11 protein-coding genes and 1 tRNA gene are annotated in these 13802 nt (G+C 64.3%); 1 reads left to right on the plus strand and 11 read right to left on the minus strand.

What is annotated here, in order from left to right; all coding sequences use genetic code 11:
* Window positions 1-576: 576 nt before the first annotated feature.
* From ACZYZ9_RS20995 to ACZYZ9_RS21045, 11 genes are all read right to left on the minus strand, one after another.
* Window positions 577-2118 carry a subtype B tannase gene (locus ACZYZ9_RS20995; protein WP_463828206.1) on the minus strand — a complete coding sequence of 514 codons (1542 nt, stop codon included), beginning with the start codon at window positions 2116-2118 and terminating at the stop codon, window positions 577-579.
* A 20-nt stretch (window positions 2119-2138) separates the two neighbouring features.
* Window positions 2139-2663, minus strand: a complete 525-nt coding sequence (locus tag ACZYZ9_RS21000; protein ID WP_463828207.1) for a hypothetical protein — start codon at window positions 2661-2663, stop codon at window positions 2139-2141.
* A gap of 33 nt (window positions 2664-2696) precedes the next feature.
* Window positions 2697-3431 carry a UbiX family flavin prenyltransferase gene (locus ACZYZ9_RS21005; RefSeq protein ID WP_463828208.1) on the minus strand — a complete coding sequence of 245 codons (735 nt, stop codon included), beginning with the start codon at window positions 3429-3431 and terminating at the stop codon, window positions 2697-2699.
* The gene (locus tag ACZYZ9_RS21010) at window positions 3431-4927 is read right to left on the minus strand and encodes a UbiD family decarboxylase (protein WP_463828209.1); all 1497 of its coding nucleotides are present in this window, start codon (window positions 4925-4927) and stop codon (window positions 3431-3433) included. The genes ACZYZ9_RS21005 and ACZYZ9_RS21010 overlap by 1 nt, the downstream gene beginning before the upstream one ends.
* On the minus strand, window positions 4924-5418 hold the full coding sequence (locus ACZYZ9_RS21015; RefSeq protein ID WP_463828210.1) for a DUF2218 domain-containing protein: 495 nt from the start codon (window positions 5416-5418) through the stop codon (window positions 4924-4926). The genes ACZYZ9_RS21010 and ACZYZ9_RS21015 overlap by 4 nt, the downstream gene beginning before the upstream one ends.
* A complete protein-coding gene (locus ACZYZ9_RS21020) occupies window positions 5415-5927 on the minus strand; it encodes a hypothetical protein (RefSeq protein ID WP_463828211.1) in 513 nt (170 codons plus the stop codon). Before ACZYZ9_RS21020 ends, ACZYZ9_RS21015 begins: the two co-directional genes overlap by 4 nt.
* Before the next feature lie 194 nt (window positions 5928-6121).
* A complete protein-coding gene (locus ACZYZ9_RS21025) occupies window positions 6122-6673 on the minus strand; it encodes a TetR/AcrR family transcriptional regulator (RefSeq protein WP_463828345.1) in 552 nt (183 codons plus the stop codon).
* Between the two features lie 319 nt (window positions 6674-6992).
* A tRNA-Met gene (locus tag ACZYZ9_RS21030) sits at window positions 6993-7069 on the minus strand.
* A 65-nt stretch (window positions 7070-7134) separates the two neighbouring features.
* On the minus strand, window positions 7135-7944 hold the full coding sequence (locus ACZYZ9_RS21035) for a crotonase/enoyl-CoA hydratase family protein (protein ID WP_463828212.1): 810 nt from the start codon (window positions 7942-7944) through the stop codon (window positions 7135-7137).
* Window positions 7945-8224: 280 nt separating this feature from the next.
* A complete protein-coding gene (locus ACZYZ9_RS21040) occupies window positions 8225-11203 on the minus strand; it encodes a UPF0182 family protein (protein ID WP_463828213.1) in 2979 nt (992 codons plus the stop codon).
* A gap of 78 nt (window positions 11204-11281) precedes the next feature.
* On the minus strand, window positions 11282-12304 hold the full coding sequence (locus ACZYZ9_RS21045; RefSeq protein ID WP_463828214.1) for a YlbL family protein: 1023 nt from the start codon (window positions 12302-12304) through the stop codon (window positions 11282-11284).
* Window positions 12305-12400: 96 nt separating this feature from the next.
* Here ACZYZ9_RS21045 and ACZYZ9_RS21050 point away from each other — a divergent pair, with 96 nt between their 5' ends.
* Complete coding sequence (locus tag ACZYZ9_RS21050) at window positions 12401-13771, plus strand: zinc-dependent metalloprotease (RefSeq protein ID WP_463828215.1); 1371 nt, start codon at window positions 12401-12403, stop codon at window positions 13769-13771.
* Window positions 13772-13802: the final 31 nt, after the last annotated feature.

A 13802-nucleotide genomic window follows, 5' to 3' on the forward strand; every position in this document is an offset into this window, starting at 1 on the left:
ACCTTCAATCACTCGGCTACGACACGCCGGTACCGCTGATCAGGTCCGACTCGTACACCACTCTGCTGGACGCAACCATCTTCGCTGCTAAAGCACGTAACCCCGGACCCAATCGACCCAGCGAGTCAAGCTCTAGCTGCAAGACATCCCGCGACGGCAAATCCCTGAACCCCCTGGCAATACACCCGCGTCCAGCCACGATATCAACACGCGTGTTCGTGGGTCAGTTCTTCGAACCGCGGGGCCGGCCACGACCGCGCGAGCGGACCTGATAACGCCGCGCTCAGCCAGCACCTGCAAGCGGCGAAACGCGAACTCACGCCCACGCCCGGACTCCGGTACCACCACCCCCGCCCATAAGCCCTGCGCACCGATCGCGTCCGCGGCCTGCGCAGCGCACAGCTACCGCCGCGGGCATCGCCCACACAGGGCTACCGCTTCGGTATCAGGCTGTCGATCATGCGAGCAATTGCACGCCTGATGGCAGAACGCTGAGACGCCCGGCGGCATCACGCCAGCCGCGCTATCAAGGACCACGACCCGATGTTGGCTAATTGCGGCCACCTCGCAGCATTCCTATATGCAGCTAGCTGCGACCCAATTGATGAAGGATGAGGCGTCGATGTTCGCGTCGTGGCCCTCGTCCCAATAGATGACGTGATTGACGTCGTCGCCGAAACCGGCGGCACTAGCGGCAAGGTTGCTCGATACAGTCAGCGCGGTGTCGGAATCCTTGGATCCCAGACGAATCCACCAGTGCTTGGCACGATTTGGATTATTCTCCGCGAGGAAGATCATCGGGTTCATCAAGTCCCGCAACGTAGGTATGTCGGGATCGAGCATGCCTGCGTCGGAGTGTGCATTGCTGAAATCGGTAAAGTGACGCGCCTTGGTGGTGCCGGCACCGAATAGATTGTTCTCCGCCGCAGACAGATCAAAGGCGTCGAACGCGGGGAGACTCTTCTTGCGGCTGCCGACGTGGGTGAGATAGTCCTGCCAGGAAAAGGCGGCCGCGCTGTTCTCCCACCGGATGGTGGGGTGCTGTTCGAGATAGGTGCGGCGGTCCGGCTCCGACAGTGCCGCAAGGTAGCGCGTCGCCGATGGTCGCAGGTAGATATTCAACAGATAGTCGGCGTAGTTGTTCGCGCCGATCGGGCCGAAGTTGTTCAGTCCGTTGAGCTTCAATGAGGCTTGATATTCGGCGAATGAGTTTTGCAGGTTGCGTGACAGAGCCTGATCGACCAGCCCGCTACTCGTAGGGTTGGTGCCCCAGTTCCATTCGTAAGCTGCGTCGGCATGTCCAAGGTCGGTGATCGGGCACCAGGCACCGCTGGCGAAAACGGCATCGCTGGCGTCGGCGGCGCCGAGGTCGCTTAGATAGCTTCCGAATCGGGGATCGTCTCCGGATGCGCCCAGCAGCGCCGAGAGCGACCCGCCGGCGCTCGTACCGGTGGAAACGATGCGGTCGGTGTTGCCTGGGACCCGCCCTTTGTTGGCATGGAGGTAACGGATGGCCGCCTTAAGGTCCACGATGGCCGCCGGCGCGGTCCCGTAGTAGGTACCACTGGCGTTAACGAGACTCCTTCCCCGACAGCCCGGTTCTACGGACACATAGCCTGCCGCCAACGCCAGTTGCGCGAGATTGACCATCTCGCCCCTCGGGTCAAGCATGGCGTTGCCGCCCGAGGCGACTTCGCCGCTTGGTGACGAAGGGCTGCCGGGTTTGGGGTTGACATCTATTCGCATGGCCGCTTGCCCGACGCCGGCTGCGCCTTTGACAGATGCCGGCATGTAGCCGCCGACACCGTTGGCGAACACGATGGGAGCGGTGCTGGCGTCGACCGTCTTTCCATCGATGGCGGTCGGCACGCTGATCACCAAGCTCTGATAGTCAGTGTCGACAGGCTTTCTGACGTAGTTGATGGGGCCGTAGTAGCGGTAGTTCACGACCTTGTCTCCGCTGTCGGTAGAGACGGTGACGGTCTTCTCGACGTAGGCGTTGGGGTCGAATTCCAAAGCACCAAGCGTGGCCGACACTGGCCTAGTGGCCGTGCATCCCGCCAGTCCCGCGGCCGTAAAAGCTATGCCGCTGAGGAAGTTTCGGCGGTGGAAGGTCATCAGCACTCCTTCAAGTTCGTCTAGTCAGGTGCCGTTGCTTCGCCAGCAGCCACGTTTAGGTTGCGCAGGCCGTCGATTTGGCGACGCCAACGGTCGACCGTGCCGGCGGGGTCGTGCAGGGTGTAGCGCACTCCGTCGACCACGTCGGCATATGGGGAGCGGTGTGCGCGCGCCTGGATCATCGATCCGGTGAACGTCGCCAGGGGCGGCTCGTCGAGCGGCGGTCCTTCGGTGACCTGAAAGCGAAGCTCGTTGTTCGCGCCGTCCGAGGCGAGCATGAGCACGATCCGGCCGTCGCGGCGCAAGTTGTCCGCCATAGACGCATGGGGGTGTACAGCCAGCCGGATATCGCCCTCGGCGGAAAGGAGAATCTCGCCGGCACTGAGTTGAGCAGGATGCGGCCACCCGTCCGAGTCGGCGGTAATGGCACCGATAGCCGTGCCGGTTTTGGTTTCCAGATCGGCACCATCGAGGAACGCGACGACACTTGCGGGCGGTTTGGTACCCGTCGCCGGGGGCTCATGCAAGTTCGTTGAATCGTTCATGTCGGTTCCATCTCCTGTTCGTCTGATGCTTGGTCAGATGGCGGGTTGCCCGTTCACCGAGGCCGTGCCCGCCTGGTGGGAGAGGTGCGGCGACGCCTCGCGTCGATCCGACACAGTTGCGACATCGATGGTGCCCACCGACTGCTCGTCGGCGTCGTGCGGAGCTTGGCGGTTTCTGACGGTGTGGCGCAGATCGTCGTCCCAGCGTGGGAAAAGGTCGGTGTGGATGCCGAACTGGTCTAAGGCGCGACCGACGGAGTGGTCAACGATCTCCTCGATGGTGGTGGGCCGGAAGTAAAACGCAGGTACTGGCGGGAAAATCGTGCCGCCGGCCTCGGTGACGGAAGCCATGTTGCGTAGGTGAATGAGGTTGAACGGCGCTTCTCGCACCATGAGCACCAGCGGGCGGCGCTCCTTGAGAATGACGTCTGCGGCCCGCGAGAGCAGCGATGAGCTCACACCGCTGGCTATTTCGGCGACGGTACGCATCGATGCCGGTGCAATCAGCATGCCGCGGGTGAGGAAGGAACCCGAGGCCATGGGAGCACCCACATCGTTGACGTTGTAGACGTGATCGGCGCGGGCGTCGAGGTCGTGGCGGCTGAGATCGGTTTCATACGCGCGGGTCAGTCCTGCTGCTCGACTCACCACCAGATGCGTTTCCACGCCAATACTGCGCAGGATGTCCAGCGCGCGTACGCCGTAGACGATGCCGGTGGCGCCGGTAATGCCGACGATGAGTCGGTCGGGTGGGTGACGCTGGCTCATCAGGGATACTCCAAGCCGAGGTCCGGGGCGAAGGGGCGAGGATCGACATCGCGGAAGTGCGCGCGCTCGAACTGGGCCTTGAGATGAAACGGTGCGGTCGCGTCGAAGATGGTCTTGGACGTGGTGCCCTTGGCCGGCAGCGTCGGGTCATATTCGGGTTGCTGGCTGGGGTCCAACACATGGCCGGCGACAGCAGGAATGGTAATGATGTCACGGTTGCCTTGCATGCGCGTCTGCATCGCCCACAAGACGTCGTCGGTGTCGAAGATGTCGACGTCGGCGTCGACAAGGATCACGTTTTTCAACTCGGAGTAGACCCCGAACGCGAGCAGGGCGGCTTGGCGGGCGCGACCGTCGTCGAAGGCAGAACCTTTGTTGCACTTGAGAATTGCTAGGAACTTCCCGCCGCCGGCGCTATGTGCATATACGTCGGTGACGAATCCGGGCATAGCGTTGTCTAAGGCGTGATAAATGCTGGCCTCCGTGGGGATCCCGGCCAAACTGACGTGCTCCTCACCGGGCCCGACCAGAGTCTGCAGGATCGGCTCGATGCGGGTAGTCACCCCGGTCACTTTGATCACCGGCAATGATGGGTTGGCGGGTCCGTCGTAGCCTGGGAACTCCGGCATGGCGTGACCGGTGTGTGTGTTCTGATCTTCGGCTTGACGTTCACCGGGCAGGATGTAGCCCTCGATGACGACTTCAGCGGCGGCAATGGCTTTCTCGTTCACGGTGACACCGCGCACCAATTCGACCGGCCTGCCCCGCAGACCCCCGGCGATCGCCAATTCGTTGTAGCCCAAAGGCGTTGTGGGAGCTTCGAATTCGGCGCCGAGGGGGATGGCCGGGTCCAAACCCATGTTTACGGTGATCTCGAACCTACGGCCCGCAGCTTCCGCGCGTTGGCGGAAGGCATCGATGTGTCTGCCCGGAGCAAAGAAGATCGTCATTTCGTCGCGGCTCTGCACGCACAGGCGGTGAATGGTGACGTCGGTGCCGAGTTCGGGATCGCTGCCTAATACCAGGCCCAAACAGAAGTAGGGACCGGCGTCCTGGTCAGTGTTGGTCGGCGCTGGTAGCAGAGTCCGAAGATCGAAGTCGGCATCGTCGGCGCGGTGGATCACTTCCTGACAGGGCGCCGTCTTACCGGTGAACTCGACTGGGCCTTGGGCGTCCTGGTATGCGCGGGCCATGCGGTGGGTGAGCCGGTCCGGTGGCGACTCGAGCAGGAAGCCAACCCTTTTACGGCTGGCCATCAAGCCCACCAGGACGCGCCATCCCGGGAATCCTGTGACGGTATTGAACATCATCGCCGGGCCAATGCGGGTAGGTCGTTCCACCGTCCCGCCGGCCCCGATACGCCGATACACGCCGGCCAATTCCCCGATCGGGTCGACGGGATGGTCGGTTTGAATGAATTGACCCGAATGCCTAGTGAGTCTGTCGAGTGCCGATCGAAGGTCGACGATCGGTTCGTCGCATGCGTTTTCGGTCATGAAATGCTTCCGTCCGAACAATCGGTCGCCGGGGTTCGGGTGTGATAATCGGTCGCCGGGGTTCGGGTGTGCATCGGCGAGGCGGATGTCCACGTGATGCTGAGTTCATCGCGTTCACCGAAACGGATGAGGTGCCTGGCGACGACGTCCTGCAAGCGTGGCAGTTCCTCGGCTGGCGCGGTCACGGTCACCCGCAACGCTTCGCCGCTGACAGTCAAGTCCGCTTTGCCTACGCCCAGGTCTATCCACCCATTGCGGTAGTGCTCTGACCACTCGCCGCCGTTGCGCCGGCCAAGGTGGGACACCAATTGTTTGCCGTAGCGTTCGGCTCGATCAGTGACCACCATGCCCAACGTCGAAGTGTGGACGTCGCCTGTTGTCAACTGCTCCCCTCTCTGATGATCGCCAAAGGTTAGGTGCGGTGTCCTGGACGCCTTTTCCTCCGAGCCCTTGACCGTTGTGACGTGGGTACCCGAATGCTGGCGGTTCATAGGGTCACCGCCCGGGAGTCGAAGTAGCCGTGCATCACCGGATTCGCAGCACGCTGTTGCGTCCCACCCGCTGTCTCGTCTTCGGTCCCCGGAGCGTGGTCGTAGTGACGCTGATAGGTCGCCACTGCCTCGACTCGCTCAACTTCGGCAACGTTCTGCGCTTCGTCAGCGACATAGGCAGCGCCGCACACCGTCATTAGCGTCACACCGCCGGTCCACGCCACCCAACTCGCTGCGTCACCGGCATAACGTGCGATCCACGGGGAGATAAACAGCATCAGTTCCACTACCGATAGAGACCAGTGGTCGCGGGTCGCATCACGGGCGACCAGTGACCAAACCCCATACATGATGGCCATTGCGCCTAACCCCAGCGTTAGGCCGCTCCCAGCTGCGCTCGATTCAGCCCAAGTGGGTGTGAGCGAAATGGCCACGCCGATACCGATCGTGATCCAACCCACCGCTGTCTTGCTAAAGATAGCCATTGCGATTCCTTCGTTCGTCTTCATATACAACGCTACGCGTAGCGTATCGGATCCGCAAGGTGTGCCGGACCGTCGAAAGATCCGCATCTCACCCGGCAGATCACGTAGAGGGGCCTACGTTCATAGATTCAAGCGTGTGAGACATGCACGCCCCCGATAGCCGACACTCGCAGACCGCCACGGCGGCGCTCCGCGAGGCGCGTGTTGTCGGGCGAGAATTAGTCAGCAGCCCGAGCCACCGCCGGTTCGATCGTCCGCAGTACCCGGTCGGCCCAACCGGGTTCGACCGACCCGCTGCGCGCGCGCTCGGACATATAGGCCCCCACGATGCAGTCGACCAAGGTATCGGGATCAATACCCTCGCGGGTCTGGCCCGCGGCCATTTGTACGCGAATTGCGTCAGTCAGCGCGCGGCGGTGACGGTCCACCACGGCTCTGATCACGGCGGTGATGGCGAGACCCGAATCGGTCAGGAGGGCAGCTAGCCCACCGACACCAATACCATCTGCCACAGCGTGATGACTTTGAGCTATGACCCACTCGAGGACGACCGACAAACCGGCCCCCTCAGGGGGCGGGGATGGTTCTGCGACCGATGTAAGAGCCGCCATTAAGAGTTCTTGGCTATTTCGGTAGCGACGGTAGATCGTCGTTTTGGCCACCCCGGAGAGATGAGCGACGGCCTCGATAGTCACGGCTTGGGGTCCGCTTGTTCGAAGCAGCTTCAAAGCCGCGGACCTGATTGATTCCTCACTCGCAATCCGTGGAATCGCCTACCTCCTGCACTCGGCAACAACAATACGCTACCCGTAGCGTTGCAAGTACTCCGGCGCGCACTTGGCGCCCGCTCAGTGCCAGCGTTGGGCTCCTTCTCAAGACGTACGCCCACGTGACGGGCAACGACGACCGCGACGCAGCCGAACGTTCAGCCCGGCTGCAGATCGCTTGAAAGCCGCCCCACTGCCCCCGGTGGGCAGAACCGAGTTGTGGACAGCGCGGACACATTCATTAGCAGCCCAATGTTCCCAAAAAGTGTTCCCAACAGGCATGAAAATGGCCCCCAGGCTTGCGCCTGAGGGCCATTCACGTTGGTAGCGGGGACAGGATTCGAACCTGCGACCTCTGGGTTATGAGCCCAGCGAGCTACCGAGCTGCTCCACCCCGCGTCGGTAAACGCAAGGTTACCCAACGTCGGGAAGCCCACCAAATCGCCTGGCAGACTCGGCGAACCCTAGGCTCCGGTGAAGTTCGGCGGGCGTTTCTCCAGGAAGGCGCGCGGGCCCTCCTTGGCGTCGTGCGAGCCCATCACCTCCATCCCCAACTCCAATTCCCGGGGAAACGCGTCGGCTTCGGCCTTGGTCAGGTTCTCGACCACCGACGCCTTGATGTTGCGCACCGCCAGAGGGCCGTTGGCGGCCAACCTCTCGGCCAGTTCGCGGGCCCGCACCAGCGCACCGCCGCTCGGGGTCACGTGCCCGACCAACCCCACTTCATAAGCCCGTCGACCGGTGATCGGGTCGCCGACGATCAGCATGTCCATGGCGACCGTGTACGGGATCTGACGCGGCAGCCGCACCGTCGACGCGCTCATCGGGAACAGTCCGCGCTGCACCTCACTGACCGCGAGCTGCGCGTCCTCGGCAGCGACCCGAATGTCGAACGCCTGCAGGATCTCCATGCCGCCCGCGTAGCAGTAGCCTTCCACCGCGGCGACAATGGGCTTCTTGACGTAGTGGTCCTTCAGGAAACCCTTGTAGATCAACGAAAAGTCCTGCCGCACACGCTCTTCGTACTCATTCTGAGCAGGTTCACCGGACAGCAGCGCACCGACTAAACGGTCGAGATCGGCACCGGCAGAGAAGTTTCCGCCCGCCCCCGTCATGATGGCGACTCTGAGTTCCGGGTCGCTGTCGAGCAGATCCCAGGCATCGGCCAAGCGACACAACATCTCCGGGTTGAAGGCGTTGCGCTTCTCGGGACGGTTGAGAGTGAGCGTCAATACGTGGCCGTCACGTTCGACGAGGACCGCAGGTTCGGGCATGGTCGCCTTCTTCTTACTGAGTGTTACGTGTCGCGCCGAGTGTATGGCCGACGCGAAGGATGCTTGAGACCGCGGCGAGCGTCCCCATAATGCCGCAGAAAGTGGCCGTTCAGCGCACATATGAGGGCGCTCGCGGCGGGCACGACGCTCGCGGAGCGGAGCGGAGCGGAGCGGAGCGAGGCGGAGCGGAGCGGAGCGGGGCGGAGCTGGGCGGCGGCGGCGAGCAGGGCGGGGCACGACGCCCGCGGAGCGGTGCGGGCGGGTCGGACGACCCGCCTCCCTACTTCGTGCTGTTGAACTTGGTGATGGCTTCGTCGAGCCGCTGCAGCGCCGACCCGTACGCAGCGAAGTCACCCTTCTTCTGCGCATCCCGGGCCGCTCCGATCGCAGCCTGAATCTCTTGCAGCACAGCGGCTTTGGCCGGAGACAAGGTGCTCGCACCATCGGGGGGTGACGGGATCGCGGCCGTCGGCGGCGGCGCGCCCGGTCCGGACGCCGGCGGTGGCGTGCCTGGCGAGTTGGCCGGCAAGCCCGCATCGGTGGGCTGAATTCCGGTCGCCGCGGCACCCGCACCCGGCCCGAACAACCCGGTGAGCGCGTCGCCGACCGTCGGCCCGTAACCGATCTTGTCGTTGTACATCATCGCCACCCGGATCAACCGCGGATACGACGACGCGGCGTCGCTGGCCCCCGGCGATGCATAGACCGGTTCGACGTAGAGCAGACCGTTCTCCCCCACCGGCAACGTGAGCAGATTGCCCCACTTGATGCGGTTCTGGTTGTCGCGCCCGATCACCCCGAGGTCCTGGGACACCGCCGGGTCGGTGGTGATGGCGTTGTTGGCCAGCTTCGGTCCGTTGACGTTGCCCGGAATCGTGAGCACCGTGAGCTTGCCGTACGTCGCGGGGTCCGAACTGGCGCTGATGTAGGCGGCCAGGAAGTCCTGTTTGAACCTGTTCATTGCGCTGGTCAACTGATATGACGGCGAATTGTCGTTCTTGGCAAGGTTTTTGGCGACGATGTAGTACGGCGGCTGATAGCTGCTGGCGGTCGGGTTGGGGTCCAGTGGCACGTCCCAGAAGTCCGAGGTGGAGAAGAACGTCACCGGGTCGTTGACGTGATACTTGGCCAGCAGCATGCGTTGCACCTTGAACAGGTCCTCGGGGTACCGCAGATGATCGGCCAGTTCGGCGGAGATCTCACTCTTGGCCTTCACGGTGCCCGGGAACACCCGCATCCAAGCCTTGAGCACCGGATCGTTCTCGTCCTGCTGGTAAAGCGAGACGGTTCCGTCGTAGGCGTCCACGGTTGCCTTGACGGAATTACGGATGTAGGAGACCCGCTTGTCGGGGGCCAGCCGGTTGAACGCCACCTCGGCCGAGTCCGCCGTCGCCGACGACAACGACGTGAGTTCGGAGTACGGATAGTTGTCCAGGGTGGTGTATCCGTCGATGATCCACACCAGCCGTTTGTTGACGATGGCCGGGTAGACCGCGCTGTCGGTGGTCAGCCACGGCGCCACCGCCTCCACCCGCTGCGCCGGGTCGCGGTTGAACAGGATCCGGCTGTTCGAGCCGATCACGTTGGAGAACAGGAAGTTTCGCTCGGCGAACTTCGCCGCGAACACCGACCGGGTCAGCCAGCTGCCGATCGGCACCCCACCACCGCCGGTGTAGGTGTAGTTCTTGGTTTCGTTGCTGGTCTCGTAGTCGTACTCGCGGTCCGCCCCGGTCTTACCGACGATCGCGTAGTCGGCGGTCGCGCTGGCGATGACCGGTCCGAAGTAGACCCGGGGCTGGTCCAGCGGGGCCGGACCGTCGGACACGATGCTGCCGTTGGCGCCGACGACGTTGACCAGGAACTGCGGGTAGCCGCCGTTCTGGTTCGGGTCGTTGGCGATGCCGCGCACGGTGTTGGCCGGTGACGCGATGAACCCGTTGCCGTGGGTGTACACCGTATGCCGGTTGATCCAGTCGCGCTGGTTGTCGATCAACCGGTCCGGGTTCAGTTCGCGGGCGGCGACGACGAAGTCGCGCAGCGCACCGGTGCGGTCCTTGTAGCGGTCGATGGACAGCTGCTCGGGGAAGAAGTAGAAGTTCTTGCCGCGTTGGAACTGGGTGAACGCCGGGCTGACGATCGTGGGATCGAGCAACCGGATGTTGGAGGTGGTGGCGCGGTCGGCCGCGACCTGTTGCGCGGTCGCCTGACTGTCGCCGGTGTAGTTGCGGTAAGTCACCACATCTGACGTGAGACCGTACGCCTGCCGGGTCGCCGTGATACTTCGGCTGATGTATTCGCTTTCCTTCTGCGCGGCATTGGGTTTGACGCTGATCTGCTCGACGATCAGCGGCCACCCGGCACCCACGATGAGCGAGGACAGCAACAGCAGCACCAAGCCGATGGCCGGAATCCGCAAGTCGCGCAGCGTAATCGCGGAGAACACCGCGGCCGCACAGATCAGCGCGATCGCCATCAGGATTAGTTTCGCCGGCAGTACGGCGTTGATATCGGTGTAACCGGCGCCGGTGAACGGCTTGCCGCCGCGGGTGTGCGACAGCAGCTCGTACCGGTCCAGCCAGTAGGCCACCGCTTTGAGCACGACCAGGACACCGACCAGGGTGACCAACTGGATCCGTGCCGAGCGGCTCAGCACCCCCGCGCGCCCCGACAGCCGGATGCCGCCGAACAGGTAATGCGCGACCACATTGGCCAGCAGCGCCAGGAAGACCGCGACGAACAGGTAGCTGAGTACCAACCGGTAGAACGGCAGCTCGAATGCGTAGAACCCGAGGTCCTTGCCGAACTGCGGATCGGTGATGCCGAAGTCGCCGCCGTGCAGAAACAGCTGCACCCGCACCCAGTAACTCTGCGCCACCATGCCGGCCAGCACGCCGAACGACGCCGGAACACCGATGCCCACCGACCGCAGCCGGCTCATCACCACCGCGCGGTACCGCGCCACCGGGTCGTTTTCGTTGCTCGGGACGAACACCGGGCGGGTGCGGTAAGCCGTCGCCAGACCGGCGAACACGATGCCGCCGACCAGCAGCCCGGCCACCAAAAACACCACGATGCGCGTGACCAGCACGGTGGTGAACACCGATCGGAAGCCGAGTTCGCCGAACCACAGCCAGTCCACGTAGGCGTCGATCAGGCGCGGGCCGGCCAGCAGCAACACGATCACCGCGAGTGCGATCAGGATCAGAATCCGGCTACGCCGAGTCAGCTTCGGCATCCTTGCGGCGGGCCGCATTCCCACTGGCTACGCTCCCTGCTCTAGTTTCCCGACGGTCACAACTGTACGCATCGCGCCGACCGGCCCGGCCTGCCCGCGGGGCTAGCAACTCGGGGTGGCCGCCCCCGCCTTCATCGCGCGCAGCGCGTCGACTGCCGAGCTCAGCGTTTCGACCTTCACCAGCCGCAACCCGGACGGGATCTCGGAGACCGCTTCGACGCAATTCTTCGCCGGCACCAGGAAGACGGTGGCGCCGGCCGCGCGGGCGGCCGCCATCTTGTGCGTGATGCCCCCGATCGGCCCGACCTTGCCGTCGACGCTGATGGTTCCCGTGCCCGCCACGAACGTCGAACCGGCCAGGTCGTCGGTGGTGAGTTTGTCGACGACAGCCAGGCTGAACATCAGCCCGGCCGACGGGCCGCCGATATTGGCCAGGTTGAAGTTCACGCTGAACGACGCCCACGGCGCGTCCACCACGCCGACCCCCATGAACCCGTAGTCGCGGTCCTTGTTGCTGCCTAGGGTGATCTCCGCGACGCCGGGTGGCTCGTTCTTGCGCCGGAAGTCGATGGTGACCACCTGGCCCGGCTTGGTGTTCTTCAACAGCGCCGTGAACTGCTCGACCGTGGCCACCGGCGTGCGGTCGACGGCATCGAGGGCGTCGCCCGGCTTGAGCTTGCCCGCGGACGGCCCGTCCCCGGTGACCGTGGCCACCGTCACCGCCTCGGGGTACTTCAGATACCCCAGGGCGGCGTACTCGGCGCTGTCCTCGGAGTTCTTGAAGTCGGCGTTGTTGGCTTTGTCGACCTCGTCGCGCGACTTTCCCGGCGGGTAGACCAGATCGCGCGGAACCAGCTGTTCCTGACCCGAGATCCACAGCGTGATGGCTTCACCCAGGGTCAGGTCGTCGCGCTGGGACACCGTCGTCATGTTGAGGTGACCGGTCGTGGGGTGGGTCTGGGTCCCCTCGATCTGGACCACCTGCTTGCCGTCGACCTCCCCCAGGGTGTCGAAGGTGGGTCCCGGGCCCAGTGACACAAACGGAACCGTCACCACCGCCAGCAGCACGCCGAACACCACAATCGGCACCAGCGCGACCATCAACGTCAAAATCCGCCTGTTCACGCAGAACACACTAATCGGCGCCGTCCACGACCGATTCAGCTGCGAGCGTGACGGCGCACCGCGCTTTCTGTTTCCCCGGTGGGTACCGTTGGCCCCATGGCTGACCTGCCCTTCGGCTTCTCCTCGGGAGACGACCCCGAGCACGAGAAGCGCGGGAAGAACGATCCCAACTCCGGATCGGGCGCGAACCCGTTCGGTTTGGGCGGCGACTTCGACATGGCCAACCTCGGCCAGCTGTTCACCCGGCTGGGTGAGATGTTCGGCGGTGTCGGCAGCGCGATGGCGTCGGGGGCATCGGGAAAGGACAGCGGCCCGGTCAACTACGACCTGGCCCGCCAGGTGGCGTCCGGTTCGCTCGGGTTCGTCGCTCCCATTCCGGCCACCACCAATTCGGCGATCTCCGACGCGGTGCACCTGGCCGAGACGTGGCTGAACGGCGCCACGGCACTGCCGGCCGGCACCACCAGGGCCACGGGCTGGAGCCCCACCGATTGGGTCGACAACACCCTGCACACCTGGAAACGGCTGTGCGACCCGATGGCGCAACAGATTTCGTCGGTGTGGGTGTCCTCGCTGCCGGAGGAAGCCAAGGGTATGGCGGGGCCACTGCTGCAGGTCATGTCGCAGATGGGCGGCATCGCATTCGGCTCTCAGCTCGGCCAAGCCCTGGGCCGGCTGTCCAAGGAAGTGCTGACCTCCACCGACATCGGTCTACCGTTAGGGCCCAAAGGAATTGCCGCGATCATGCCCGACGCGGTGGAGGCCTTCGCCGCCGGGCTCGAGCAGCCGCGCAGCGAGATCATGACGTTTCTGGCCGCCCGCGAGGCCGCCCATCACCGGTTGTTCAGTCACGTGCCCTGGTTGTCCAGCCAGCTGCTCGGCGCCGTCGAGGCCTACGCCCAGGGCATGCAGATCGACATGAGCGGAATCGAGGAGCTGGCCCGCGACTTCAACCCGGCGTCGCTGGCCGACCCGGCCGCCATGGAACAGCTGTTAAGCCAGGGGGTGTTCGAGCCCAAGGCCACCCCGGCGCAGACTCAGGCGCTGGAACGGCTGGAGACGCTGCTCGCGTTGATCGAGGGATGGGTGCAGACGGTGGTGACCGCCGCCGTCGGTGACCGCCTGCCCGGCGAAGCTGCGCTGAGCGAGACGTTGCGCCGACGCCGGGCCAGCAGCGGACCCGCCGAACAGACGTTCGCCACGCTGGTCGGGCTGGAACTGCGCCCGCGCAAACTGCGCGAGGCCGGGGCGTTGTGGGAGCGCCTGACGCAGGCTGCGGGCATGGATGTGCGCGACGCGGTCTGGCAACACCCTGACCTACTGCCCGGCGCGGACGACCTGGACGACCCAGCGGCCTTCATCGACGCGGTGATCGGCGGCGACACCAGCGGGATCGACAAGGCGCTTTCGGACCTGCAGGCCAAGCTCGACGACGACGGCCACGACACCGGTCCTGTGGATAACTGAGTACGACGGTCCCCGCAGGCGTGGCAGCGTG

It is taken from the genome of Mycobacterium sp. IDUB_28, from assembly GCF_055419285.1.